A 21667-nucleotide genomic window follows, 5' to 3' on the forward strand; every position below is an offset into this window, starting at 1 on the left:
CTCATGTATTCCAGCCCAGCCTATCGAAACCCGGAAACCGTCGGCGCCGCCTCTCTGATTGCCGCAGCGGGGAGCCTCCTTTGATGGCGAAGGAGCGCGCAGGCCGTAATGCCTTGCTGGTGAATTCCGGCGACGGTCCTGGCGGGCCGGCGCTTCGGCAGTTTCTCGCCAGCCTGGAACGATGCTACGTGCGCCAGGACGACCATCTGGCGAAGACCGGGCCGGCGCGGCCCGCGGATCATCGCCGGAACCTGTACTCGCTCCAGCTGGCGAACCTCAGGCTGCGCTGGCTCAGAACGGGCGCGATGCTGCCTCAGATCACCGTGATCGGCCCCACCCAGGCCGGCAAGAGCTCGGTGATCAACTGGCTCCTGGGCGAGAATGCGGCCGTCGCAAGCCCCCTGGCAGGATTCACCCGGCATCCGCAAGGGTTCGCCTACGGCGGCGAGGGAGAGGCCGTGACCGCACTGTACCGCTACTTCGATCCCCTGCAGGCAAGACGCGTCGCCGACCTGCCCGCCGAGGATTTCCGGTTTTTCGGTTTCGAACCGATGCCTGCCCGCCTTCCCCGGCTGGGCCTTGCCGTTACCGTCTGGGACACGCCGGATTTCGATTCGATCGATTCGGAACGCTACCGCGGCGGCCTGCTCCGGGCCATCGCGCTTTCGGATCTTCTGATTTGCGTGCTCAGCAAGGACAAATATGCCGACCAGTCGGTGTGGGAGCTGCTGGCCATGATCGAGCCGCTCGGCATCCCCAGCTTCATCTGCCTGAACAAGACGCCTCCGGCAACCGCAGAGACGGTGGTACGCTCGCTGGGCGGAAAGTGGCGCCAGGTTCGGAGTGACGCCATGCCGCCCATCGTCACCCTGCCCTATCTGGGAGGGAACGCTTCCGAGCCTCCCGGCGTGGATGCGCTGGTCGAAACCACCCGGACCCTGCTCAGGCAGACGGACCGCTCGCGCCAGTGCCTGGGACTGATGCGATTCGTGCGGGCGAACTGGGAAAGCTGGCTCGCGCCGGTCCGCGTCGAGCAGCAGGCCCAGCAGGAGTGGCGAGCCTTGGTCGGCCGGGCGATCGGTTCGGCAAGCCGGCTCTACCGCCGTGACTATCTCGACCACCCCCACCATTACGAGACCTTCCAGCGCGCACTCGCCGAACTGCTGACCCTGCTGGAAATTCCCGGCGTGGCTCGCGTGTTGACGCAAATGCGGCGGATCATGACCTGGCCGGTCAGGCAGCTCGGACGGCGGTGGCGGCCCGATGCCGCCAATCTGGGCAGCGAACGTTCGGTACTGCAGCAGATCGCCCTCCACGTCATGCTCACGCTGCGCCAGGAGGTGGCCGAGATCGCAGAGACTGCCACGGAAACCAGGCCTTGGTGGCTGGCGTTGGGACGCGAGATCGGCCACCGGCAAGCCGCCGTGCTCGACCGTTTCTCGCAGGCCGTCTCGACCTATTCGCGCGAGTTCGGGCCGGAAGTCGAAAAGACCGCGCATGCATTGTACGACCGTCTGCGGGAACATCCGGCGGTGCTCAACAGTCTCAGGGCCACCCGTGTCACCACCGACGCCGCGGCACTGGCAGTCGGATTGCATACCGGCGGAATCGGCTTGCAGGACTTCGTGATCGCGCCGGCCATCTTGTCGCTCACCTCGCTGCTGACCGAAAGCGCCCTGGGCCACTACGTCCAGCGAGCCGCCGAGGATCTGAAAAAACGTCAGGCTGCCGCAGTGAGCTGTTTGTTCGAGGATCATCTCGCGGCGAACCTGCTCCGTGCGCCAGAAGACATGCCTCATGACACCGGCTTCTTCATCCCCGCCGGCACCCTCGAAGCAGCGGAGCGGGAACTCGCCGCCGCCCCCGGTACACCATGAATCAACAGGAATATTCGGCCATCCGGAGCGAAATCCTCGCCTGGGTCCAGGCACTGGCGCACGCCGGCTGGCTCAGCCGTGAGGACGTCGAGCCCTTCGCCGGCCTCGACGACACGAGTCCGGGCACGTTGTTCGACGGCAGCATCCACCGCCCGCTGGTGATCGGCTTTTTCGGCGGCACTGGCGTCGGCAAGAGCTCGCTGCTGAACCGCCTCGCCGGCGCGGCGATCGCCCGGGTGGGCGTCGAACGACCGACCTCGCGCGAAGTCTCGCTCTACGCCCACGAATCGGTGCGGCTCGACCGTTTCCCCCCCGATCTGCCTCTAGACCGGATCCGTCTGGCCCATCACCACAATGACACCCTGCGCCGGCTGGTCTGGATCGACATGCCGGACATCGACAGCACCGAGACCGCCAACCGGGAACTGGCCCTGCGCTGGATCCCTCACATCGATCTCCTGATCTATGTAGTCAGTCCGGAGCGTTATCGCGACGACTGCGGCTGGGCGATGCTGATGGAGCAGCGCGGCACCCACGCCTGGGCTTTCGTCATGAACCAGTGGGACCACGGCGATCCCGTGCAGATTCAGGATTTCCTCGCGCTGCTGAAAAACAGCGGGTTTGCCGAGCCCTACCTGTTCCGCACCCAATGCGCCAGCGACGACGGAACGCCCGCAGCGGCGGACGATTTTGCGTCCTTGGAACGGCTGATCGAAGAACTGGCAGACAAACATCTGGTCGATCAGATCGAGTCCCAGGCACTGGCCTGCCGCACCCGGCGACTGCAAACCTGTCTCGCCGTGGTCAAGGCACGCCTGGAGCAACGATCGGCCTGGGATGCGCAGCGTGGCAGCTGGGAGGCACAATGGAACGAGGTCGCGACAGAGCTCAAGCAGGGACTCGCCTGGGTGACGCAGCGGGCCGCGGAGGAATTCCTGGCCGGCCGGCTCAAATCACTGGCGCCGCCCGAATCCGCCGCCGATGGGGATGGCCCGCCCGTCAATGCCGTCTGGGATCCCTGGGCACAACAGCGCTGGGAAGACGTGCTAGCGGGTCTGACCGTCGACGCAGACGACCGGAAACTGCCGCGGCTACCTTTGCAGCAGGCACTGGCACCGCTGGCGACCGGTGCTTCCGCCACGGTTGGCAGGCGGGTCGAGGAACGGCTGCGCTGCGCTCTGTCACGGCCTGGCAACCGGCTGCAGCGGGTGCTTTACCGTCTGTGCCGAATCGCCTCCCTGCTCCTTCCGCTGGGAGCGGCCGGCTGGGTGACCTTCAACGTGGTGACGTTCTACTACCGTAGCAGCACCGAGCACCTGGGGTATCTGGGCGTCGATTTCGCCGTCCACAGTGCCCTTTTGATCATCCTGGCATGGCTGCTGCCCTACCTGTCGTACCGTGCCCTCAAACCGTCTGCGGAGCGGGCCGCCCTTAAGGGAATCCGCGCAGGACTCGATGCCGGCCTGGATGAAATCGGAACCGGGGTGTCCCGGTCGCTGGAGCAGCTGGGGCGCCGCAGCGAGCAACTGGCCGAAACCGCTTCCGAATGGCTGAAATCCTGTGAAATCCCTGGTGACGACAGGATCATCGGGGATTCCAGAATCGCCCGACTGCTGCCGGGACGCTGAACGGCAAAGCCATACGTCGTTGAGCATGCAACACAAAAGTGCTTTAATTTTTCAGTTAACTCCTGTTGCACCGGATTGCCTTTGTGCTATAAATCCATACTACTTTAATCAACTATTTTTGCCAGGCACGCACGAGACGCACCATGACGCAGACCGAATGGGACCGCGATGCGGTGACGGAAGTCATCGAACAGAAGAAGTCCATGCCGGGGGCACTTTTGCCCATTCTTCACGGAATCCAGGACCGCATCGGGTTCATTCCGGAGGACGCGGTTCCACAAATCGCCAAGGCGCTAAATCTCTCGCGGGCCGAAGTCCATGGCGTCATCAGCTTCTATCACTATTTCCGCACCACCGCGCCGGGCAAGCACACGATCCGCCTGTGCCGGGCCGAATCATGCCAAGCCATGAACGCCGAGTCCCTGGAAACCCACGTCAAAGCACGCCTCGGCATCGACTACCACGAAACCACGGCGGACGGTGCCTTCAGCCTGGAACCCGTTTACTGCCTCGGCAATTGCGCCTGCTCGCCCTCGATGATGATCGACCATGAGGTGTATGGGCACGTCTCGCCGCAGAGCTTCGACGCGATCATCGATGAATTGAAGGAGGTCGCCGCATGATTACGGTCTACGTCCCCCGTGATTCCAGCGCCCTCGGTCTCGGTGCCGAGCGGGTGGCCAATGCCATCCAGCTCGAGGCCGCCAGGCGCGGCACGGCGATCAAGCTGGTCCGCAACGGTTCACGCGGCCTGTACTGGCTCGAACCCCTGGTAGAGGTCGTCACCCCCGGCGGGCGTGTCGCCTATGGTCCGGTGCGGCCGGGCGACGTCGCCGGCCTGTTCGAAGCCGGCTTCTTGGAAGGCAAGGCACATCCCTTGTATCAAGGATTGACGGAGGAAATACCTTACCTCAAGAATCAGGAACGCCTGACGTTCGCCCGCGTCGGCATCACCGATCCGGTCTGCCTGGAAGATTATCTGGCTCACGGAGGCTACCGCGGACTGCGTAACGCCTTGGCGATGGAGCCCGCCGCGATCGTCGAGGAAGTCACCGCTTCCGGCCTGCGGGGTCGCGGCGGTGCGGCCTTCCCCACCGGTATCAAATGGAAGACGGTGCTCAATGCCCCCGCCGGCCAGAAGTACGTCGTCTGTAACGCCGATGAGGGTGATTCCGGTACCTTCTCCGACCGCATGATCATGGAAGGTGACCCCTTCGTGCTGATCGAGGGCATGACCATCGCCGGTCTCGCAGTGGGGGCAACCCGGGGCTACATCTATCTCCGCATCGAATATCCCCATGCCGGGGTGGCCTTGAATCAGGCCATTGAGGCCGCTCTCCAGGCCGGCTACCTGGGCGATGACATCCTCGGCAGCGGCAAGCGCTTCCAGCTCGAAGTCCGTCTGGGCGCCGGCGCCTATGTCTGCGGCGAGGAAACCGCCCTGCTGGAAAGCCTCGAAGGCAAGCGCGGCATGGTTCGCTTCAAGCCGCCGCTGCCCGCCATCGAGGGCCTATTCGGCCAGCCCACGGTCATCAACAACGTGATCTCGCTGGCCTCGGTGCCGATCATCCTGGACAAGGGCGGCAAATACTACGCCGACTATGGCATGGGCCGCTCACGCGGTACCCTGCCGCTGCAGCTTGCCGGCAACGTCAAGCGGCCAGGCCTGATCGAGAAGGCCTTCGGCATGACCCTGCGCGAGCTGCTGTACGACTATGGCGGTGGTTCCGCCAGCGGGCGCCCGATCCGCGCTGTGCAGGTCGGCGGCCCGCTGGGTTCCTACATGCCGGAATCGCAGTTCGACACCCCGCTGGACTATGAGTCGTTCAGCGCCATCTGGGCCGTGCTCGGCCATGGCGGTGTCGTGGTATTCGACGACACGGTCGACATGGCGAAGATGGCACGCTACGCCATGGAATTCTGCGCGCTCGAGTCCTGCGGCAAATGCACACCCTGCCGGATCGGTTCGACCCGAGGCGTGGAAGTCATCGACCGCATCATCGACGACCGGGACCGGGCGAAGAATCTGGCGCTGCTGCGGGATCTGGGCGACACCATGCTGGCCGGTTCGCTCTGCGCACTGGGAGGCATGACGCCCTACCCCGTCCTCAGCGCCCTCAATCATTTCCCGGAAGATTTCGGCGAGAAGAGTGTGGCGCAGGTTGCCTGACGCCCCCTTCCCTGACGGGTGCCCCGCAAGCACCGACCAAGAGAGGAGATAGCCCCATGGCTCTACTAAAAGACAAAGATTTCGGCACGCCGCCCAGCACTTCCGACAAAATGGTCACCCTGGAAATCGACGGCTTCACCGCCACCGTGCCCGAAGGCACCTCGGTCATGCGGGCGGCCGCCAGTATCGGCATCGACATCCCCAAGCTCTGTGCCACCGACAGCCTGGAACCGTTCGGTTCCTGCCGTTTGTGCGTGGTCCAGATCGAAGGCGGGCGCGGGCTTCCGGCCTCCTGTACCACGCCCGTGTTCGAGGGCATGAAGGTCGTGACCCAGAACGACCGGCTGGCCCAGATCCGCCGCGGCATCATGGAGCTGTACATCTCCGATCACCCCCTCGATTGCCTGACCTGTTCCGCCAATGGCAACTGCGAGCTCCAGGACATGGCCGGCGTGGTCGGTCTGCGGGAAGTACGCTACGGCTACGAAGGTGCAAACCATTTCGATGCGAAAAAGGACCTGAGCAATCCGTACTTCCAGTTCGAGCCCTCCAAGTGCATCGTCTGCTCGCGCTGTGTCCGCGCCTGCGAACAGACCCAGGGCACCTTCGCTCTCACCATCGACGGCCGCGGCTTCGAGTCCAAGATCTCACCCGGACAGAACCAGGCCTTCATGGATTCCGAGTGCGTCTCCTGCGGCGCCTGTGTCCAGGCCTGCCCGACCGCGACACTCATCGAGAAATCCGTGGTCGAAAAGGGCCAGGCCGATCATTCGATCATCACGACCTGTGCTTATTGCGGCGTCGGCTGTTCGTTCAAGGCGGAGATGAAGGGTTCCGAGGTCGTACGGATGGTCCCGGACAAGAAAGGCCAGGCCAACCATGGCCATTCCTGCGTCAAAGGCCGCTTCGCCTTCGGCTATGCGACCCATCCGGACCGCATCACCTCGCCGATGATCCGCAAGAGCATCCATGATCCCTGGCAGAAAGTGAGCTGGGAAGAGGCGATCAACTATGCCGCCTCGGAATTCAAGCGCATCCAGGCCAAATACGGCAAGGATTCGGTCGGAGGACTCACCTCCAGCCGCTGCACCAACGAGGAGGCCTACCTGGTGCAGAAGCTGGTCCGCGCCGCTTTCGGCAACAACAACGTCGACACCTGCGCCCGCGTCTGCCACTCACCCACCGGTTATGGCCTCAAGCAGACCCTGGGCGAGTCGGCCGGGACCCAGACCTTCGACTCGGTGATGAAGTCCGACGTGATCATGGTCATCGGCGCCAATCCCACCGACGGCCATCCGGTGTTCGGCTCGCTGATGAAGAAGCGAGTGCGCCAGGGCGCCAGGCTCATCGTGGTCGACCCGCGCGACATCGACATGGTCCGCTCGCCGCACATCGAGGCCGATTATCACCTGAAGCTCAAGCCCGGCACCAATGTCGCCGTGGTCAACGCGCTCGCCCATGTCATCGTCAGAGAAGGACTGGTCGACGAAGCCTTCGTGAATGCGCGCTGCGAGGCGGAGTCCTTCAACAAATGGAAGGATTTCATCGCCCATGAACGCAACTCGCCGGAAGCCATGGAGTCCGTCACCGGCGTACCGGCACAGACCCTGCGCGAAGCGGCGCGGCTCTATGCCACCGGCGGCAATGCGGCGATCTACTACGGCCTGGGCGTCACCGAGCACAGCCAGGGCTCGACCACCGTGATCGCCATCGCCAACCTGGCCATGGCGACCGGCAACGTCGGCCGCGAGGGCGTGGGCGTCAATCCGCTGCGCGGGCAGAACAACGTGCAGGGTTCCTGCGACATGGGCTCCTTCCCCCACGAGCTGCCAGGTTATCGCCATGTCTCAGACAGCACGGTGCGGGCCCAATTCGAAGCGGCCTGGAACACCCGGCTGGATCCCGAACCAGGCCTGCGCATTCCCAACATGTTCGCAGCCGCGCTGGAGGGCAGCTTCAAGGGACTCTACTGCGAGGGTGAGGACATCGCCCAGTCCGACCCGGACACCCAGCACGTGTTCGCGGCGCTGGAGGCCATGGAATGCGTCGTCGTTCAGGATCTGTTCCTGAACGAAACCGCCAAGTTCGCCCACGTCTTCCTTCCCGGCGCCTCCTTCCTGGAAAAGAGCGGTACTTTCACCAATGCCGAACGACGCATTTCGCCGGTACGCCGGGTGATGCCGCCGCTGGCCGGTTACGAGGACTGGCAAGTGACGCAGATGCTGGCCAACGCCCTGGGTTATCCGATGAACTACAGCCATGCCTCGGAGATCCTGGACGAAATCGCCAGCCTGGTGCCGACCTTCAGCAAGGTCAGCTTCAAACGCCTGGACGAGGTCGGCAGCCTGCAGTGGCCATGCAACGAGGAGGCGCCTAACGGCACGCCCACCATGCACGTCGACCATTTCGTGCGGGGGAAAGGCCGGTTCATGCTCACGGAATACGTCCCCACAGAGGAACGCACCAGCAGCAAATTCCCGCTGATCCTGACTACCGGCCGCATCCTGTCGCAGTACAACGTGGGCGCGCAAACCCGCCGCACTGCGAACACGGCCTGGCATTCGGAAGACCGTCTGGAGATCCATCCCCACGACGCCGAGAACCGGGGCATCAAGGACGGCGACTGGGTCGGCATCAAGAGCCGGCAGGGCGAGACGGTGCTGCGGGCGGTGGTTTCCGAGCGCATGCAACCCGGGGTGGTCTACACCACCTTCCACTTCCCGGAATCCGGCGCCAACGTCATCACCACCGACAATTCGGACTGGGCCACCAATTGTCCGGAGTACAAGGTCACCGCCGTGCAGGTTACCAAGGTCAATGCGCCTTCGGAGTGGCAGCAGAAATTCCGCAGCTTCACGGAAGAGCAGTTGTCCTTCCTGGAAAAGGCCACGGCGGGCTGATTCGGGATGACGGATCCGGCCGCGACCGTCTCGGATCCGGTCCTTCGCCCGGCCAGCACAGAAGGTGCGCCGGGTGCATGGACCCCGGAAGACGGCAGCCGGCCCAGCCACTGCCGGGTCACGGTCCAGCGCCTGCGTGACGGGGTCGTCAGCGTCGAAACCGACGAAGTGGCCGAGGAGGTGCCCGTTGCGCTGGTCTACAACGGGGTGCCGCATGTGGTCATGCTGGCGACGCCCCTGGACCTGGAGGATTTCGCGATCGGTTTCAGTCTGACCGAGGGCATCGTCCGCTCGCCGTCCGAGATCCTAGCGGTCCGCCCCCACAACCGCAGCGAAGGCATCGAGGTGAGGCTACGCATCACCGAGGAGCGTTTCGCCGTCCTGCCGGGCAAGGAGCGCAATCTCACTGGGCGTACCGGCTGCGGCCTGTGCGGTTCGGCGACCCTGCAGCAAGCGGTGCGCCGCCCTCCGCGGGTGGGAGCGGGCACGGTCGTGTCGATGGCCGATCTGCGCCGCGCCCAGGATGAACTGCGGGCACGACAGGACATCAATTCGCTGACCGGTGCGGTCCACGCCGCGGCCTGGATCGTGCCCGGTCGGGGGCTCGTCCATCTTCGGGAAGACGTGGGCCGCCACAATGCCTTGGACAAACTGATCGGGGTCTTGGCGAAAACCCGCACATCGCGCAACGACGGCTTCGTCCTGGTCACCAGCCGCGCCAGCTATGAGATGGTACAGAAATGCGCGGAGGCCGGCATCGGCTTCCTGGCCGCGATTTCGGCACCCACCGGCCTCGCCGTCCGGCTCGCGCTGGAAACCGGCCTGACCCTGGCCGGTTTCGTCCGCGGCGAGACATGCGTGGTTTATAGCCACCCCCACCGGCTGCTCGAACAACAAGCGAGTTTCCAACTCACAACACCCAAATGAAGGGGCCCTACCTGCATATGCACAGCGAAAATCTCGTCAAGATGGCAAACAACATCGGCGCCTTTTTCCAGGCGGAGCCCGACCACGCCGTAGCCGTTCAGGGCGTGGTCGATCATCTGCACAAGTTCTGGGAGCCCCGGATGCGCCGCCAGATCATCGCCCACCTCCAGGCCGGCGGCGAAGGACTGAGCCCGCTGGCACGTGAAGCCGTGGCCGTGCTCATGAACGAGCAACAGAAGAATGCGGCCTGACCGGTTTTCCACCACCGCGTAGCACCGGCACGCTCCCCTTCCGGCCCCGTCTTGCCGCGGGGTCGGTTTCATCCCCTGCAAGCCGGACAAGGATGCCGCGAGCGTCTTGCTTTTAATCGATACTTCCATAATCATGGAAAAATGGAATCGAAGTCCGTCGTGATTGCCCTTGCCGCCCTGGCGCAAGAATCCCGTCTGGCCGTATTCCGGTTGTTGATCCAGGCCGGGCCGGAGGGTTTTTCCGCCGGCCGAATCGCCGAAGCCCTGGGAATCGCCCCTTCATCGTTGTCCTTCCATCTCAAGGAGTTGGTCCATGCCGGTCTCGTCAGATCACGTCAGGAAAGCCGTTATGTCATCTATTCGGCGAATTTCGAGGTAATGAACGAGCTGATCGGGTTTTTGACCGAGAACTGCTGCCGCGGCGCCCCCTGTACGACGTCCACCCCGATTCGATGCGCTACCGATCAGGAGACTCCTGAATGAGCGAGAGAACCTACAACGTGCTTTTCCTGTGTACCGGCAATTCGGCCCGCAGCATCATGGCAGAGGCGCTGCTCAACCATCTCGGCAAGGGACGTTTTCGTGCCTACAGCGCCGGCAGCCATCCGACCGGTCGCGTCAATCCGCTAGCGTTGGAACGGCTGGCCAAAGAAGGCGTTCCGGCGGACGAGGCACACAGCAAAAGCTGGGACGAGTTCGCTGTCCCAGGGGCACCGCCGCTGGATTTCGTCATCACGGTCTGCGATAACGCCGCCGGCGAAGTATGCCCGGTCTGGCCCGGCCAGCCGATCACCGCCCATTGGGGATTGCCCGATCCGGCGGCCGTCGAAGGTTCTGAAAGCGAGCGACGGTTCGCATTTGCCCAGACCTTCGCGCTTCTCGAACGGCGCATCACCCTGTTCACCGCCCTCAACCCCCACAGCCTGGAACGGCTCGCCCTGGAGCGGAAGCTTCGCGACATCGGACGGACGGCTTGACACAAGCCGCACAGGAGCGCAGAGAGCCATCCAACCGGAAAGGTCAACCGCCATGCGCTGGCGAGCTTGCCCAGGCACGGCGTGTCCGCTGAAGGACCGGGCAGCAAATCCGGGGAGGCCAACGGCGATATGGTTTACTAACCCGGCCATCGAAGAGCGGTTGGTGATGTGACATCGGGCAGAATCTGTGTCCGGAAATCATCCTGTGAAGTCCAGGACGAAATGCGACGGCGGGCGCTACGGATGCGTACGGAATCGAAATCCTCTTGGAGGGAAATCGCGCGGGTGGTCGGTGTCGATATCGATACGGTGGGAGCGGAAGACGTCGACGGCCCACCTTGCGGCATCAGCATGCAACCGGAGCAAGCCAAGCAAGGCGAACAAGATGGGGTCGGCGGGTCCTTCCGCGGCGCTCAGGTTTCGCTCACCCGTTGGCGTCGGCTCCGGACCCGGCAGACGCGCCGGTGAGAAGCGCGCCGTCAAAGCGCGTTGATCGCTTCCCGCAGATTCCTTGCAGCGATGATGGAAACTCCCGGCACACCCTGCTTCGGCGCGTTCTTGGCGGGCACCAGGGCGTACTTGAAGCCGTGCTTGGCGGCTTCGCGCAGGCGCTCTTCGCCGTTGGGGACGGGACGGATTTCACCATTGAGACCGAGTTCGCCGAAGATGACCCACTCGCCGGGCACGGGGCGGTCGCGGAAACTGGAGACGACGGCGCAGGCGATGGCGAGGTCGCCGGCGGTTTCGGTGAGACGGACACCGCCGACCAGATTGACGAATACATCCTGAGCGGCGACCGGCACGCCGCCATGGCGGTGGAGCACGGCCAGCAGCATCGCCAGCCGGTTCATTTCCATGCCCACCACCAGCCGTCGCGGGGACTGGAGATGGGATTCGTCGACCAGGGCTTGGACTTCGACCAATAAAGGCCGGCTGCCTTCCCGGGTCACGGTGACGATGCTGCCCGGCATGTCCTCATCGCCTCGCGACAGGAAGATGGCCGAAGGGTTGCGGACTTCCTTGAGCCCGGTCTCGGTCATGGCGAAGACGCCCAGTTCGTTGACCGCGCCGAAGCGGTTCTTGAACGAGCGCACCACCCGGTAGCGGCTGGAAGCATCCCCCTCGAAATACAGCACGGTATCGACCATGTGCTCCAGCACCCGGGGGCCGGCCAGCGCGCCCTCCTTGGTGACGTGCCCGACCAGGAACACGGTGGTCGAACTCTGCTTGGCGTAGCGCACCAGTTGCGCCGCGCATTCCCGCACCTGCCCCACTGAACCGGGCGCGGACTGCAAGGCTTCACTGTATACGGTCTGGATCGAATCGACCACCAGCACCTCTGGCTTGTGCCGCTCCGCGGTGTCGAGGATGCGTTCCAGCGAGGTCTCGGCCAGTGCCTGAATGCCGTGACCGTCCAGTCCCAGGCGATGGGCCCGGAGACTGACCTGGCTGAGCGATTCCTCGCCGGTCACATACAGTGTGCGGGCGCTCTTTCCCAGATAGGCCAGGGTCTGCAACAGCAATGTGGATTTGCCGATACCGGGATCGCCGCCCAGCAGGATCGCCGACCCCGGCACCACCCCGCCGCCGAGCACCCGGTCGAGCTCGCCCAGTCCGCTGGTGACGCGCGAGAGGTCCTCGCGGGACACCTCGGCCAACGACACCGGCATGCTGCCCTCCGCCGCACCGGCGTAGCCGGCCCGACGCCTGCCGACCGCCGGCGCTTCGATTTCTTCGACCAGGGTGTTCCACTGGCCGCAGCCACCGCACTGGCCGGACCATTTGGGCTGACTCTGGCCACACCCGGTGCAGCGGTAGACCACCCTGCCCGCCTTGGACCCTCTGGCGGCGCTCAGGGCTTGCTCCCCGTCACCAGGGCATTGACCTCGTCGCGATAATGCACGCTCACCGGATGGAAGCCGATCTCCGCCATCGCGTCGAGGCTGGGAGCCAGCCGCATCACGCGGTCGGGCGATTCGTCGCTGAACAAATGGACGATCCAGTGCTCCAGCAGATCGATGCGGTTCAGTTCCCGGAATACCTTGAAATACTGTTTGACCTCTTCCTGGATGAGCCGGGTGTGTTCCAGGGTATCGTCCAATCCATAGCGGTCGCCGTTCACGAACAGCCCACCGGGCTTGAGCACGCGGAAGATTTCCTGCAGCACTTCGCGCCTGTAGCCGTTCATGAAGTTATGCAGGGTGAAGGCGGAAGCGATGACCTCGAAACTGTCATCGGCCTGGTTACGGAGAAACGACAGGGCATCGTTCTCGACCAGCCGCAAGCGCCCCGCCTCGATCCAGGACGCCAGATTCGCCCCCGCCTGCACCAGCATGGACGGCTCGGAGTCGACGGCCGTCAGCGGCACCTCGTCCAGTGCCGCGAGCAAGGCTGCGGTCGTCACGCCGGTGCCGCAACCGAGTTCCAATGCGTCGTCCGGGACTGCCCGTCCGCGCAGCCATCCGGCCACGAACTCTCCTACGCGCCGGCTCATGTCCGCAGCAGCCGGACAGATCAATGCAAGCTTCTCGTACTCTTCGGCTATCGGGCCGGAAAACAGCCGCTCGGCAGTGTGCAAACTGGAAATCGCGTTCATGGGAACTGAAGACACCCCACCTCTGGAAGAAAACCGTGGCCCGCTTGATTTTTCATGCGGGCGCCGCAGATTATGGTAGCACTCAAACCAACCACGGGGATTCCCGCCATGCGCATCCTTTTGTTCCTGCTGACCAACGCCGCCGTACTGGTGCTGATCAGCATCGTTTTCAACGTGCTCGGCCTGGGCCAGTTGCTGGCACAGCAGGGCGTCAACCTGGATCTCGACAGCCTGCTGGTGTTCTCCGCCGTCATGGGCATGAGCGGGTCCTTCATCTCGCTGCTGATGTCCAAATGGATGGCGAAACAGTCTATGGGCGTCTTCGTCATCGAACGGCCGTCCAACAGTACCGAGAGCTGGCTGATCGACACCGTCGCCCGCCAGGCCCGGCAGCTCGGGCTCGGCATGCCGGAAGTCGGCATCTTCGACTCCCCCGAACCGAACGCCTTCGCTACCGGAGCCAGCAAGAACAGCTCGCTGGTCGCGGTCAGCACCGGCCTGTTGCAGAACATGAACCCGGACGAAGTCGAGGCCGTGCTCGGCCATGAGATGAGCCACGTCGCCAACGGCGACATGGTGACCATGGGCCTGCTCCAGGGTGTGGTCAACACTTTCGTATATTTCTTCGCCACGGTGGCCGGCCATCTGGTCGACCGTGTGCTGTTCCGCTCGGAGGACGACCGCGGCGGCTACGGCCCGGCTTATTACATCACCCAGATGATCGCGCAGATCATACTGTCGATCCTCGCCACCATGATCGTGATGTGGTTCTCGCGCTGGCGCGAGTTCCGCGCCGATGCCGGTGGCGCCCGCCTGGCCGGTCGAGGCAAGATGATCGATGCTCTGCGAGCACTCCAACGGGCACGGGAGCCGCACGACCTTCCCGGTCAGCTCGCGGCCTTCGGCATCAGCGGTGGCGGCGGCCTGAGCCGGCTGTTCATGAGCCATCCGCCGCTGGAAGAGCGCATCGCCGCGCTGCAGAACCTGCGCTGAGCCACGCCTTCGGTGCCGTCCTGACCCTCTCCTCGTGTGCGAGGGGGTCAGCCATGGCGCCACATCTTGACGGCCGACAGCACCAGAATCGCCGCCAACACCGGCAACAGCCAGGCCATAGGAACCACACCGAGCAGCAGGCCGCCCAGCCAGACCCCGGCGAGCGATCCCAGGGCCATGAGGGCGATGAAACGGCGTTGCGCGGCGATCACCGCGAAGCTTCGGTCGCGACTGTAGCGGGCAAAGCTCGTCACCATGGTGGGCAGACTTACGGCGAGGGACAGGCTGCCGGCGAGTTTGAGATCCAGTCCGAACAGCAGCACCAGGGTGGGTATGAGCAGTTCGCCTCCCGCAACACCCAGAACCGCCGCGACCATTCCGATGCCGACACCGGCCAGCGCACCGGCCAAGACCAGGGCGATGCCCTCCAGCCGGGCGGCCGATCCGGACTCCACATCATGCCCCCAAAGCAAGGCCGCTGCGATTCCCACCAACAGTACTGCTATTACCCGGTAGAGAATCCGCGACTGGAGCCGCGTCGCCCAACCAGCGCCGATCCAGGCCCCGCCGAGACTTCCGGACAGCAGCGTGAGGACGACGTCCCCATGCGACAGTACGCTGGAAAAGGGGACCGCGCCGGCGCGGAACGGCAAGGCGGCTGCCACTACGATGAGGCTCATCGCCTTGTTCAGTATGACCGCCTCCAGCGCACCGAAACCGAACAGACCGATCAGCAGAGGGAGCCGAAACTCTGCTCCGCCGATGCCGATCAGCCCCCCCAGCATACCGATCGCGGCACCGCTCCCGAACGCGGCGAACGGCGTACAAACATCTCGGGTTCTGGAAAGCATGTGCTGATTGCCCCCGGGCTTCCTGCTTGAGCCCAGGTCACATAGGGATTGGAAAGTCCGCTCCGGCCCAGGTCTGGGACGGAGCGGCCGATTGCGTCTTAGGCCGCCACGCCGAGAATGACCGAGCCGGCCTTGAATACCGCCATCGCGGTCTGGCCCTCCGCCAGCCCCAATGCTTCAAGGCTGTCGTTGGTGATCGTCGCGGCCACGGTCTCGCCGCCGCCCAGATCGATGATGACGTCCGAATTGACCGCGCCCTTGTGAATGCGGCTCACGGTGCCGCTCAACTGGTTGCGGGCGGACAGGCGGTAGCCGGCGTTGTCCGTCACGACGATGACCTGGGGCGCCTTGACCAGCGCGACGGCATCGCCGCCCACTTTGACCCCGAGCTTCTCCGCCGACTCCTTGGTGATCGCCGCAACGATGCTCTGTCCTCCTTTGAGTCCCACGGCCACTTCGGCATTGACCGCGCCGACGTTGACGGCTGTGATCTTGCCGAAAAACTGATTTCGTGCACTCGTTTTCATGACTCGACTCCTTTGCCTCGTTAGCCGCCAGACAATGTGATTTCCGGAAGTAGCGGCAACCTCCGTCACAGCGAACAGGGACGATACCGCCGCCGGTTCATTCCATCAAAGCGACGGACTTCACCTGGACCCATACCTCCTGGCCTCGGACGATGCCGAGCGCCGAGGCGGAGCGCTTCGTCAACCGCGCAAGCAATGGCGATTCTCCCACCCGAACCCGTACCAGCGCCAATCCCGGATGGTCTTCGTCCTCGATCGCATCCACCCGTCCCCGCAGCAGGTTGAGCACACTGGTTTCCTCCTGCCGTTGCCGGGCCAGGCTGACGTCGCGGGCCAGCACGCGCACCCTGATCTTGCGTCCCACCGGAATCCCCCTATCCCTGGTCCACAAACTGCCGCCGGGAAAATCCAAGCGCGCCAGATGCCAGGACTCGTCCCGCTCCCCCACCACGGCATCCAGCACGGCCCCGGCATCCTCGCCGAGCCGGATGGGCAGATCGAGCCGGGCGAGGGTTTCTTTCAGGGGCCCGGCGGCGATCACCCGCCCCTCCTCCATCGCAACGAGGTGATCCGCCAGCCTAGCCACCTCATCGGGAGAATGACTCACGTATAGGACCGGAATGTCGAGTTCGTCATGCAGGCGCTCGAGGTAGGGCAGGATTTCCTGCTTGCGCTTGAGATCGAGCGCAGCCAGCGGCTCGTCCATGAGCAGGACCCGCGGGCTGACGGCCAGCGCCCGGGCGATGGCGACACGCTGGCGCTCTCCGCCGGACAGCCGGTCCGGCTTGCGGTCGAGGAGATGGCCAATCCCCAGGAGTTCCACGGCCTGATCCAGGCTCACCCGTACCGGCCCCGACGCCCGCTTCATCCCGAAACGCAGATTGCCGAGCACGGTCAGATGAGGAAACAGGCTGGCCTCCTGGAAAACATAGCCCAGCGGCCGCTTGTGGGTAGGAACCCAGATTTTTTCATCCTGCCAGACTTCGCCGTTGAACGTCAGGCGGCCGGCCGAGACACGTTCGATGCCTGCGATGCAGCGCAGGAGCGTGGTCTTTCCCGAACCGGAATGGCCGAACAAGGCCGTCACTCCCCGTCCGGGCAAAGTGAGGTCGACGTCGAGCCGGAAACCCGGCCAGTCGATGTGAAAGCGCGCGTGAATGTCCTCCATGTCATCCGGCCTTCTTGGGATTGGGCCGCCAAGCATAGAGCGCCAGCAGAACCAGAAAGGAAAACATCAGCATCACCGCAGCCAGCCGGTGGGCCTGGGCATACTCCAACGCCTCGACATGGTCGTAAATCTGCACCGAGGCCACCCGCGTCACGCCCGGTATGTTGCCGCCTATCATCAGCACGACGCCGAACTCCCCGACGGTGTGGGCGAACGTCAGAATGGCGGCGGTGAGGAAACCCGGCAGCGCCAACGGCAGTGCGACGCTGAAGAAAGCATCCATCGGCGCGGCACGCAGTGTCGCGGCCACTTCCAGCGGCCGGTCGCCGATGGCCTCGAAGGCGTTCTGCACCGGCTGAACCATGAAAGGCAATGAATAGAATACCGAGGCCAGCACCAGTCCCCAGAACGTGAACGGCAGCGGGCCGATGCCCAACTCTCGGGTCAGGTAACCGACCGGGCCATGTGGCCCCATCGCCAACAGCAGGTAGAATCCCAGCACCGATGGCGGCAGCACCAGGGGCAAGGCCACCACGGCGCCGATCGGCCCCTTCCATTTCGATCGCGTACGCGCCAGCCACCAGGCGATGGGCGTCCCGACGAGGAGCAGGATCGCGGTGACGATGCTCGCCAGCCTGACGGTGAGCCAGATCGCCTGCAGATCGCTGTCGGACAGGAACATCCCGGGGCTCCTATTTTTTCAGATTCTCGCCCGGCAGCACGAAACCGTACCGTGTCATCACGGCGCGAGCCGGCTTGCTACTCATGTAGTCGGCGAAACGTTTGGCCAAGGGATTGTTCTCCGCCCGCTTGGTGATGATGTAACCCTGTTCGAGAGGTTCATGCAGGGAATCCGGAATCAGCCAGTAGCCTCCCTTGTTCGCCAGCTCCGGATTCAGCGCGAGGGACAGCGCGATGATGCCGATCTGAGCGTTGCCCGTCTGTACGAACTGCGCCGTGGCCGCGATATTCTCGCCGTACACCAGTTTCGGCTCCACCTTGTCCCACATGCCCGCTGCACGCAATGCCTCTTCGGCCCGCTTGCCGTAAGGCGCATGCTTGGGGTTGGCGATGGCGATGCGGGCGATCTTGGGATCGGCAAGACTGGTCAGATTCATTTTGGTCGCATCGAGGGTCGCACTCCACAACACGATCCGGCCGAAAGCGTAAGGTTTGACTTCCGAGGCGGCCAAGCCTTTTTTCACCAGTTCACGGGGAAAATCGATGTCGGCGGAAAAATAAAGGTCGTAGGGCGCCCCCTCCTGAATCTGGGTGTGGAATTTGCCGGAGGAGCCATAGATCACCTCCACCTCCTCGCCGGCATTGGATTTCTTGAAGGTCGCGACGATCTCATCCATCGCGAATTTGAGATCGGCCGCCGCCGCGACCGTGATCTTCCCGGCGTGGGCTGCGCTGGTCGAGAGCAGGAAGCATGCGGCCAGTAGCGTTTTGATGAAGCTCATTGCATTTTCTCCTTGTTTTGTATTCGGGATCAAAGTTCGTAACCGTAGGCGCGAATGACCTGCCTGGCCGCATCACTTTTCAAATAGGTGAGGAGGGCCTGGGCGGCGGCGTTGTTTTTCCCTTTGACGAGCAACACCGCTTCCTGCTTGAGCTGCGGATACAGTTCCGTCGGCACCAGCCAATACGATCCAGGCGCGAAACGGCCATCCTGATATATCTGCGACAAAGCGACGAAGCCCAGCTCCGCGTTACCGCTGGCCGTGAACTGGTAGGCTTGCGTGATGCTCTCTCCCAGCACGAACTTGGACTCGAGCGCCGCAGCCACACCCAGCTTGTTCATGACCTCGACCGCCGCAGCGCCGTAAACAGCCATCTTCGGGTTCGCCAGCGCCAAATGCTGGAACGCACCCCGTTTGAGTACCTCCCCTTTGTCGTCGACGACACCGGGCTTGGCGCTCCACAGCACGAGCTTGCCGATGGCATAGGTGAAGCGGCTTGCAGGGATCGCCAGCCCGTCCTTCTCCAAACGGCTCGGGGTTTCGGCATCGGAAGAAACCAGCACCTCGAAAGGCGCATCGTTCTTGATCTGTGCGTAGAACTTTCCGACCGTGCCGTAGGCGATCACCGCCTTATGCCCGCTCGCCTTCTGGAAAGCCGAGGCGATCTTTTCCATCGGGCCGGTGAAATTGGCGGCGACGGCCACGTTCACCTCGGCACCCCAGGATTCCGGAATAACCAGGACGCACAAATGCAACAGCAGAATTTTCAGGGATTTCATGGCACATTTCTCCAAAGTGTGAGCAGGCGTTCCCTCCCGCAGAGTCGTTCACCCCGGCGATGGAAGCTCGCCGGAGGCACCAGGACGATTCCTGGCTCGATCGTTTTTTTTGGATATATCGATGAACGTATCTTGCCGAAGACTGCGGCTATCTTACACGCCGACTGGAGAGTCGATCATATTACAGTTTGGAAACAAATCGTTGATGAATCGCCGTATCGCCTTTTTCACGGCCACGCCTTACCCTTCCAGGTGAAAGGTTTTTTTCGCCGTTCAGACGGCAATGGCTTTCCAATCGTTATATCTACACCAACATTTCGAATCGATAACACCCAATGCCCAAGGAATCCGTCACATGAGAGCCAGACGACTGCCCCCCTTGCTGATGGCTGCAGGCCCTGCCTTGCTTCAGACACCGGCGCTTGCCGCGATGACCATGGAAGAACGTTTGCAGGCCATGGAGCAGCGCATGCTGCAGCTCGAAAAGAAACTGGACAAGTCCGAGCAGGAAAACGCCGACCTGAGACAAAAACTGGCGGCAACGCAAAGGGTCGTTGCCGCAACCGCCAGTGCTGGCGCCAGACCCGCCAAACCGGCAGGCGAACAGACCGACAAATCGGCCCAAGCCAAGGCCGACAAGGAACTGGAAAGCTGGGTCAGCAGCTTCCAGCAATGGCCGACCGAAGGCTTCGACCCCAACAAGGTCACTGAACTGCACGAGCGGGTCACGACCCTGGAAAAAGCCACTGAAGCCCAGAAGGCCGCAGCGGAGGAGAAAGCCAAGAAAAGCACGCTCATGGAGATCGGCGACCGCGGCATCGCCTGGTCTTCCGCCGACGGCAACTACAAGCTCGCCCTGCGCGGCTACCTGCAGACCGATTTCCGGGCTTTCTTCGACGGCTCCAACAAGACCAAGAATCCGGGCTCGAATCTCACCGATTCGGCGTTGATCCGGCGCGCCCGCCTTACCCTGGAAGGCCAGCTGTTCAAATGGGTCGACTGGCGGGTATCGCCCGATTTCGCCAACAGCCAGCTCCAGTTGTTCGACGCATTCATCGACGCCCATTACATCCCGGAAGCCGCCCTGCAGGTGGGAAAGATGCGCGTGCCCATGAGTTTGGAACGCTACAAGACCGCGACCAACCTGGATTTCGTGGAGCGTGGATATCCCGCCCAGATCGCGCCCAACCGCGACGTCGGCGCCATGCTCCACGGACAGATCGGCTATCCGGGATACAAGCCTCAGTACTCGATCCAGCCGGTGTTCCGCGACTGGATTTCCTACGAGTTCGGCTGGTTCAACGGCACCGGCGACAGCACGCCGGTCAGCCAGAGCGACGTGGAAGTGGACCAAGAGAAGGACATCGCCGCCCGCATCTTCTCCCATCCCTTCCTCAAGAGCGGCATCGAACCGCTGGAGGGTCTGGGGATCGGCGTCGCCGGCACCTGGGGCAACCCGATCAGCCAAACGCTCAACAAGCTGATCAGCGTCGGCCAGCAGACCATCTTCAACTACGGCGGCAGCGGCACCAACACCTCGTCGGTCGTCGCCAACGGCAACGCCTACCGCTATTACCCGCAGGCCTACTGGTACTATGGTCCGTTCGGCCTGCTCGGCGAATACATCTGGACCAACCATGAGGTGCTGGCCACGAGCACTTCTGGCACCAAGTCCACCACTTACGAGACCAGCATGAACAACCGGGCGTGGAACCTGGAGGCCAGCTATGTGCTCACCGGGGAACGGGACGGGTTCTTCGGTATCAAGCCCCAGAACAATTTCGATCCGCTGGCGGGCAACTGGGGCGCTTTCGTGCTCGCCGGCCGCTGGACCGGCCTCACCATGGACTCCCACGCCTTCGAGCCGTTCAAAGGCGCGAACGGCAAGGACGCCACCCTCGCCAACCCGCTCACCTCTGTCTCGGGCGCCAATACCTTCACTACGGCACTCAACTGGTATCTGAACCCGTTCATGAAGTTCCAGACCGATTACAGCAACACCTGGTTCACCGGCGGCGGCGGATTGAAGGGCGAAAATCGCCGGCAAGAACAGGCATGGTTTACGCGGTTTCAGATCGCGTTTTAGGTGTTCGCCCCGGCAGGCGTGCCGCATGCCGCTTGCGGTATGTTTTCATGGGCGGACTCGAAGACCATCTCCTCAAGGTGTTGCGATGGGAACGAAGCACGCACGACCGGGTGCCGAGGAACGAGCGACGATCATGCCGATGCGAGGAGAGGGGGACAGCGGGCGTGGCTTCGCTCCCACGCCGTGTCGCGCACCATCGCCGGTCAGCCGGGAACCCCAGGTGCAACGGGGATGGGACGTGGGAGTACGAAGCCCGTCGGGCGGGCCCCGGAGGAACCGACCGCGGCCCTTGATCGCGTGCAGGGACCCATGTAGAAGACGCTGCCCCATGACCCGGGCGAGGAAACGGGCCGACACCGGGAGCGGACCGGCGCGGCAGGCACGGCCCCCCTCGCCTGCTCCGCCCATTTCGTCATCAAGGAACGCCCCTTCCTTCCGCCGGCCCGCCGCTGTATGAGCTGGAAATGGCGGAAA

Annotated in this window: 19 protein-coding genes; 11 read left to right on the forward strand and 8 right to left on the reverse strand. The window is 63.5% G+C overall.

Annotated features, from left to right (window positions below):
* Positions 1-83 precede the first annotated feature (83 nt).
* The 9 genes from H156_RS0113335 (at position 84) to H156_RS0113375 (ending at position 10730) form a co-directional block, all read left to right on the forward strand.
* A complete protein-coding gene (locus H156_RS0113335) occupies positions 84-1877 on the forward strand; it encodes a GTPase domain-containing protein (protein WP_017364612.1) in 1794 nt (597 codons plus the stop codon).
* On the forward strand, positions 1874-3505 hold the full coding sequence (locus H156_RS0113340) for a GTPase (protein ID WP_017364611.1): 1632 nt from the start codon (positions 1874-1876) through the stop codon (positions 3503-3505). The genes H156_RS0113335 and H156_RS0113340 overlap by 4 nt, the downstream gene beginning before the upstream one ends.
* A gap of 143 nt (positions 3506-3648) precedes the next feature.
* The gene (locus tag H156_RS0113345; RefSeq protein ID WP_017364610.1) at positions 3649-4128 is read left to right on the forward strand and encodes a formate dehydrogenase subunit gamma; all 480 of its coding nucleotides are present in this window, start codon (positions 3649-3651) and stop codon (positions 4126-4128) included.
* Positions 4125-5675: a formate dehydrogenase beta subunit gene (locus H156_RS0113350; RefSeq protein WP_017364609.1), complete on the forward strand. Its 1551-nt coding sequence runs from the start codon at positions 4125-4127 to the stop codon at positions 5673-5675. Before H156_RS0113345 ends, H156_RS0113350 begins: the two co-directional genes overlap by 4 nt.
* A gap of 56 nt (positions 5676-5731) precedes the next feature.
* Positions 5732-8575: a formate dehydrogenase subunit alpha gene (fdhF, locus tag H156_RS0113355; RefSeq protein ID WP_017364608.1), complete on the forward strand. Its 2844-nt coding sequence runs from the start codon at positions 5732-5734 to the stop codon at positions 8573-8575.
* Between the two features lie 6 nt (positions 8576-8581).
* The gene (gene fdhD, locus H156_RS0113360) at positions 8582-9502 is read left to right on the forward strand and encodes a formate dehydrogenase accessory sulfurtransferase FdhD (RefSeq protein WP_017364607.1); all 921 of its coding nucleotides are present in this window, start codon (positions 8582-8584) and stop codon (positions 9500-9502) included.
* The gene (locus tag H156_RS0113365) at positions 9499-9753 is read left to right on the forward strand and encodes a formate dehydrogenase subunit delta (protein ID WP_017364606.1); all 255 of its coding nucleotides are present in this window, start codon (positions 9499-9501) and stop codon (positions 9751-9753) included. The genes fdhD and H156_RS0113365 overlap by 4 nt, the downstream gene beginning before the upstream one ends.
* A 141-nt stretch (positions 9754-9894) precedes the next feature.
* A complete protein-coding gene (locus H156_RS0113370; protein ID WP_017364605.1) occupies positions 9895-10236 on the forward strand; it encodes an ArsR/SmtB family transcription factor in 342 nt (113 codons plus the stop codon).
* Positions 10233-10730: an arsenate reductase ArsC gene (locus H156_RS0113375; RefSeq protein WP_017364604.1), complete on the forward strand. Its 498-nt coding sequence runs from the start codon at positions 10233-10235 to the stop codon at positions 10728-10730. The genes H156_RS0113370 and H156_RS0113375 overlap by 4 nt, the downstream gene beginning before the upstream one ends.
* Positions 10731-11209: 479 nt before the next feature.
* Here H156_RS0113375 and radA read toward each other — a convergent pair whose 3' ends face one another.
* Together radA and H156_RS0113390 are read right to left on the reverse strand one after the other, a co-directional pair.
* Entirely contained in the window at positions 11210-12553 is a 1344-nt protein-coding gene (gene radA / locus H156_RS0113385; protein WP_017364602.1) for a DNA repair protein RadA, read from the reverse strand.
* Positions 12554-12582: 29 nt separating this feature from the next.
* Positions 12583-13326: a class I SAM-dependent methyltransferase gene (locus tag H156_RS0113390; protein WP_017364601.1), complete on the reverse strand. Its 744-nt coding sequence runs from the start codon at positions 13324-13326 to the stop codon at positions 12583-12585.
* Positions 13327-13434: 108 nt separating this feature from the next.
* On the opposite strand from H156_RS0113390, the gene htpX reads away from it, so the two are divergent.
* Positions 13435-14319 carry a protease HtpX gene (gene htpX, locus H156_RS0113395; protein ID WP_010960660.1) on the forward strand — a complete coding sequence of 295 codons (885 nt, stop codon included), beginning with the start codon at positions 13435-13437 and terminating at the stop codon, positions 14317-14319.
* Positions 14320-14366: 47 nt separating this feature from the next.
* Here the strand turns inward: htpX and H156_RS0113400 are convergent, their stop codons facing one another.
* From H156_RS0113400 to modA (H156_RS0113425), 6 genes are all read right to left on the reverse strand, one after another.
* Positions 14367-15170, reverse strand: a complete 804-nt coding sequence (locus H156_RS0113400; protein ID WP_017364600.1) for a sulfite exporter TauE/SafE family protein — start codon at positions 15168-15170, stop codon at positions 14367-14369.
* A 98-nt stretch (positions 15171-15268) separates the two neighbouring features.
* The gene (locus H156_RS0113405; RefSeq protein ID WP_017364599.1) at positions 15269-15697 is read right to left on the reverse strand and encodes a TOBE domain-containing protein; all 429 of its coding nucleotides are present in this window, start codon (positions 15695-15697) and stop codon (positions 15269-15271) included.
* Positions 15698-15794: 97 nt separating this feature from the next.
* Positions 15795-16865: a molybdenum ABC transporter ATP-binding protein gene (modC, locus tag H156_RS0113410; RefSeq protein WP_010960657.1), complete on the reverse strand. Its 1071-nt coding sequence runs from the start codon at positions 16863-16865 to the stop codon at positions 15795-15797.
* Position 16866: 1 nt separating this feature from the next.
* Positions 16867-17547 carry a molybdate ABC transporter permease subunit gene (gene modB, locus H156_RS0113415; RefSeq protein ID WP_010960656.1) on the reverse strand — a complete coding sequence of 227 codons (681 nt, stop codon included), beginning with the start codon at positions 17545-17547 and terminating at the stop codon, positions 16867-16869.
* 10 nt (positions 17548-17557) lie between these two features.
* Complete coding sequence (gene modA / locus H156_RS0113420; RefSeq protein WP_017364598.1) at positions 17558-18328, reverse strand: molybdate ABC transporter substrate-binding protein; 771 nt, start codon at positions 18326-18328, stop codon at positions 17558-17560.
* 29 nt (positions 18329-18357) lie between these two features.
* A complete protein-coding gene (gene modA / locus H156_RS0113425) occupies positions 18358-19107 on the reverse strand; it encodes a molybdate ABC transporter substrate-binding protein (protein ID WP_017364597.1) in 750 nt (249 codons plus the stop codon).
* 355 nt (positions 19108-19462) lie between these two features.
* Between modA (H156_RS0113425) and H156_RS0113430 the strand changes: the two genes are divergently transcribed.
* Positions 19463-21193 carry an OprO/OprP family phosphate-selective porin gene (locus H156_RS0113430; protein WP_238536811.1) on the forward strand — a complete coding sequence of 577 codons (1731 nt, stop codon included), beginning with the start codon at positions 19463-19465 and terminating at the stop codon, positions 21191-21193.
* The last annotated feature ends 474 nt before the right edge of the window (positions 21194-21667 follow it).

It is taken from the genome of Methylococcus capsulatus str. Texas = ATCC 19069, from assembly GCF_000424685.1.
Taxonomy (GTDB): Bacteria; Pseudomonadota; Gammaproteobacteria; order Methylococcales; family Methylococcaceae; genus Methylococcus; species Methylococcus capsulatus.

Bases quoted from the DNA above. Each gene is read 5' to 3' on its own strand.
- H156_RS0113365 (WP_017364606.1), top strand. From the start codon at position 9,499: ATGAAGGGGCCCTACCTGCATATGCACAGCGAAAATCTCGTCAAGATG.
- H156_RS0113400 (WP_017364600.1), bottom strand. From the start codon at position 15,170: ATGCTTTCCAGAACCCGAGATGTTTGTACGCCGTTCGCCGCGTTCGGG.
- H156_RS0113430 (WP_238536811.1), top strand. From the start codon at position 19,463: ATGAGAGCCAGACGACTGCCCCCCTTGCTGATGGCTGCAGGCCCTGCC.
- H156_RS0113350 (WP_017364609.1), top strand. From the start codon at position 4,125: ATGATTACGGTCTACGTCCCCCGTGATTCCAGCGCCCTCGGTCTCGGT.
- fdhD (WP_017364607.1), top strand. From the start codon at position 8,582: ATGACGGATCCGGCCGCGACCGTCTCGGATCCGGTCCTTCGCCCGGCC.
- H156_RS0113340 (WP_017364611.1), top strand. From the start codon at position 1,874: ATGAATCAACAGGAATATTCGGCCATCCGGAGCGAAATCCTCGCCTGG.
- modA (WP_017364598.1), bottom strand. From the start codon at position 18,328: ATGAGCTTCATCAAAACGCTACTGGCCGCATGCTTCCTGCTCTCGACC.
- modA (WP_017364597.1), bottom strand. From the start codon at position 19,107: ATGAAATCCCTGAAAATTCTGCTGTTGCATTTGTGCGTCCTGGTTATT.
- modC (WP_010960657.1), bottom strand. From the start codon at position 16,865: ATGGAGGACATTCACGCGCGCTTTCACATCGACTGGCCGGGTTTCCGG.
- modB (WP_010960656.1), bottom strand. From the start codon at position 17,547: ATGTTCCTGTCCGACAGCGATCTGCAGGCGATCTGGCTCACCGTCAGG.
- H156_RS0113335 (WP_017364612.1), top strand. From the start codon at position 84: ATGGCGAAGGAGCGCGCAGGCCGTAATGCCTTGCTGGTGAATTCCGGC.
- fdhF (WP_017364608.1), top strand. From the start codon at position 5,732: ATGGCTCTACTAAAAGACAAAGATTTCGGCACGCCGCCCAGCACTTCC.
- H156_RS0113370 (WP_017364605.1), top strand. From the start codon at position 9,895: ATGGAATCGAAGTCCGTCGTGATTGCCCTTGCCGCCCTGGCGCAAGAA.
- htpX (WP_010960660.1), top strand. From the start codon at position 13,435: ATGCGCATCCTTTTGTTCCTGCTGACCAACGCCGCCGTACTGGTGCTG.
- H156_RS0113405 (WP_017364599.1), bottom strand. From the start codon at position 15,697: ATGAAAACGAGTGCACGAAATCAGTTTTTCGGCAAGATCACAGCCGTC.
- H156_RS0113345 (WP_017364610.1), top strand. From the start codon at position 3,649: ATGACGCAGACCGAATGGGACCGCGATGCGGTGACGGAAGTCATCGAA.
- H156_RS0113390 (WP_017364601.1), bottom strand. From the start codon at position 13,326: ATGAACGCGATTTCCAGTTTGCACACTGCCGAGCGGCTGTTTTCCGGC.
- H156_RS0113375 (WP_017364604.1), top strand. From the start codon at position 10,233: ATGAGCGAGAGAACCTACAACGTGCTTTTCCTGTGTACCGGCAATTCG.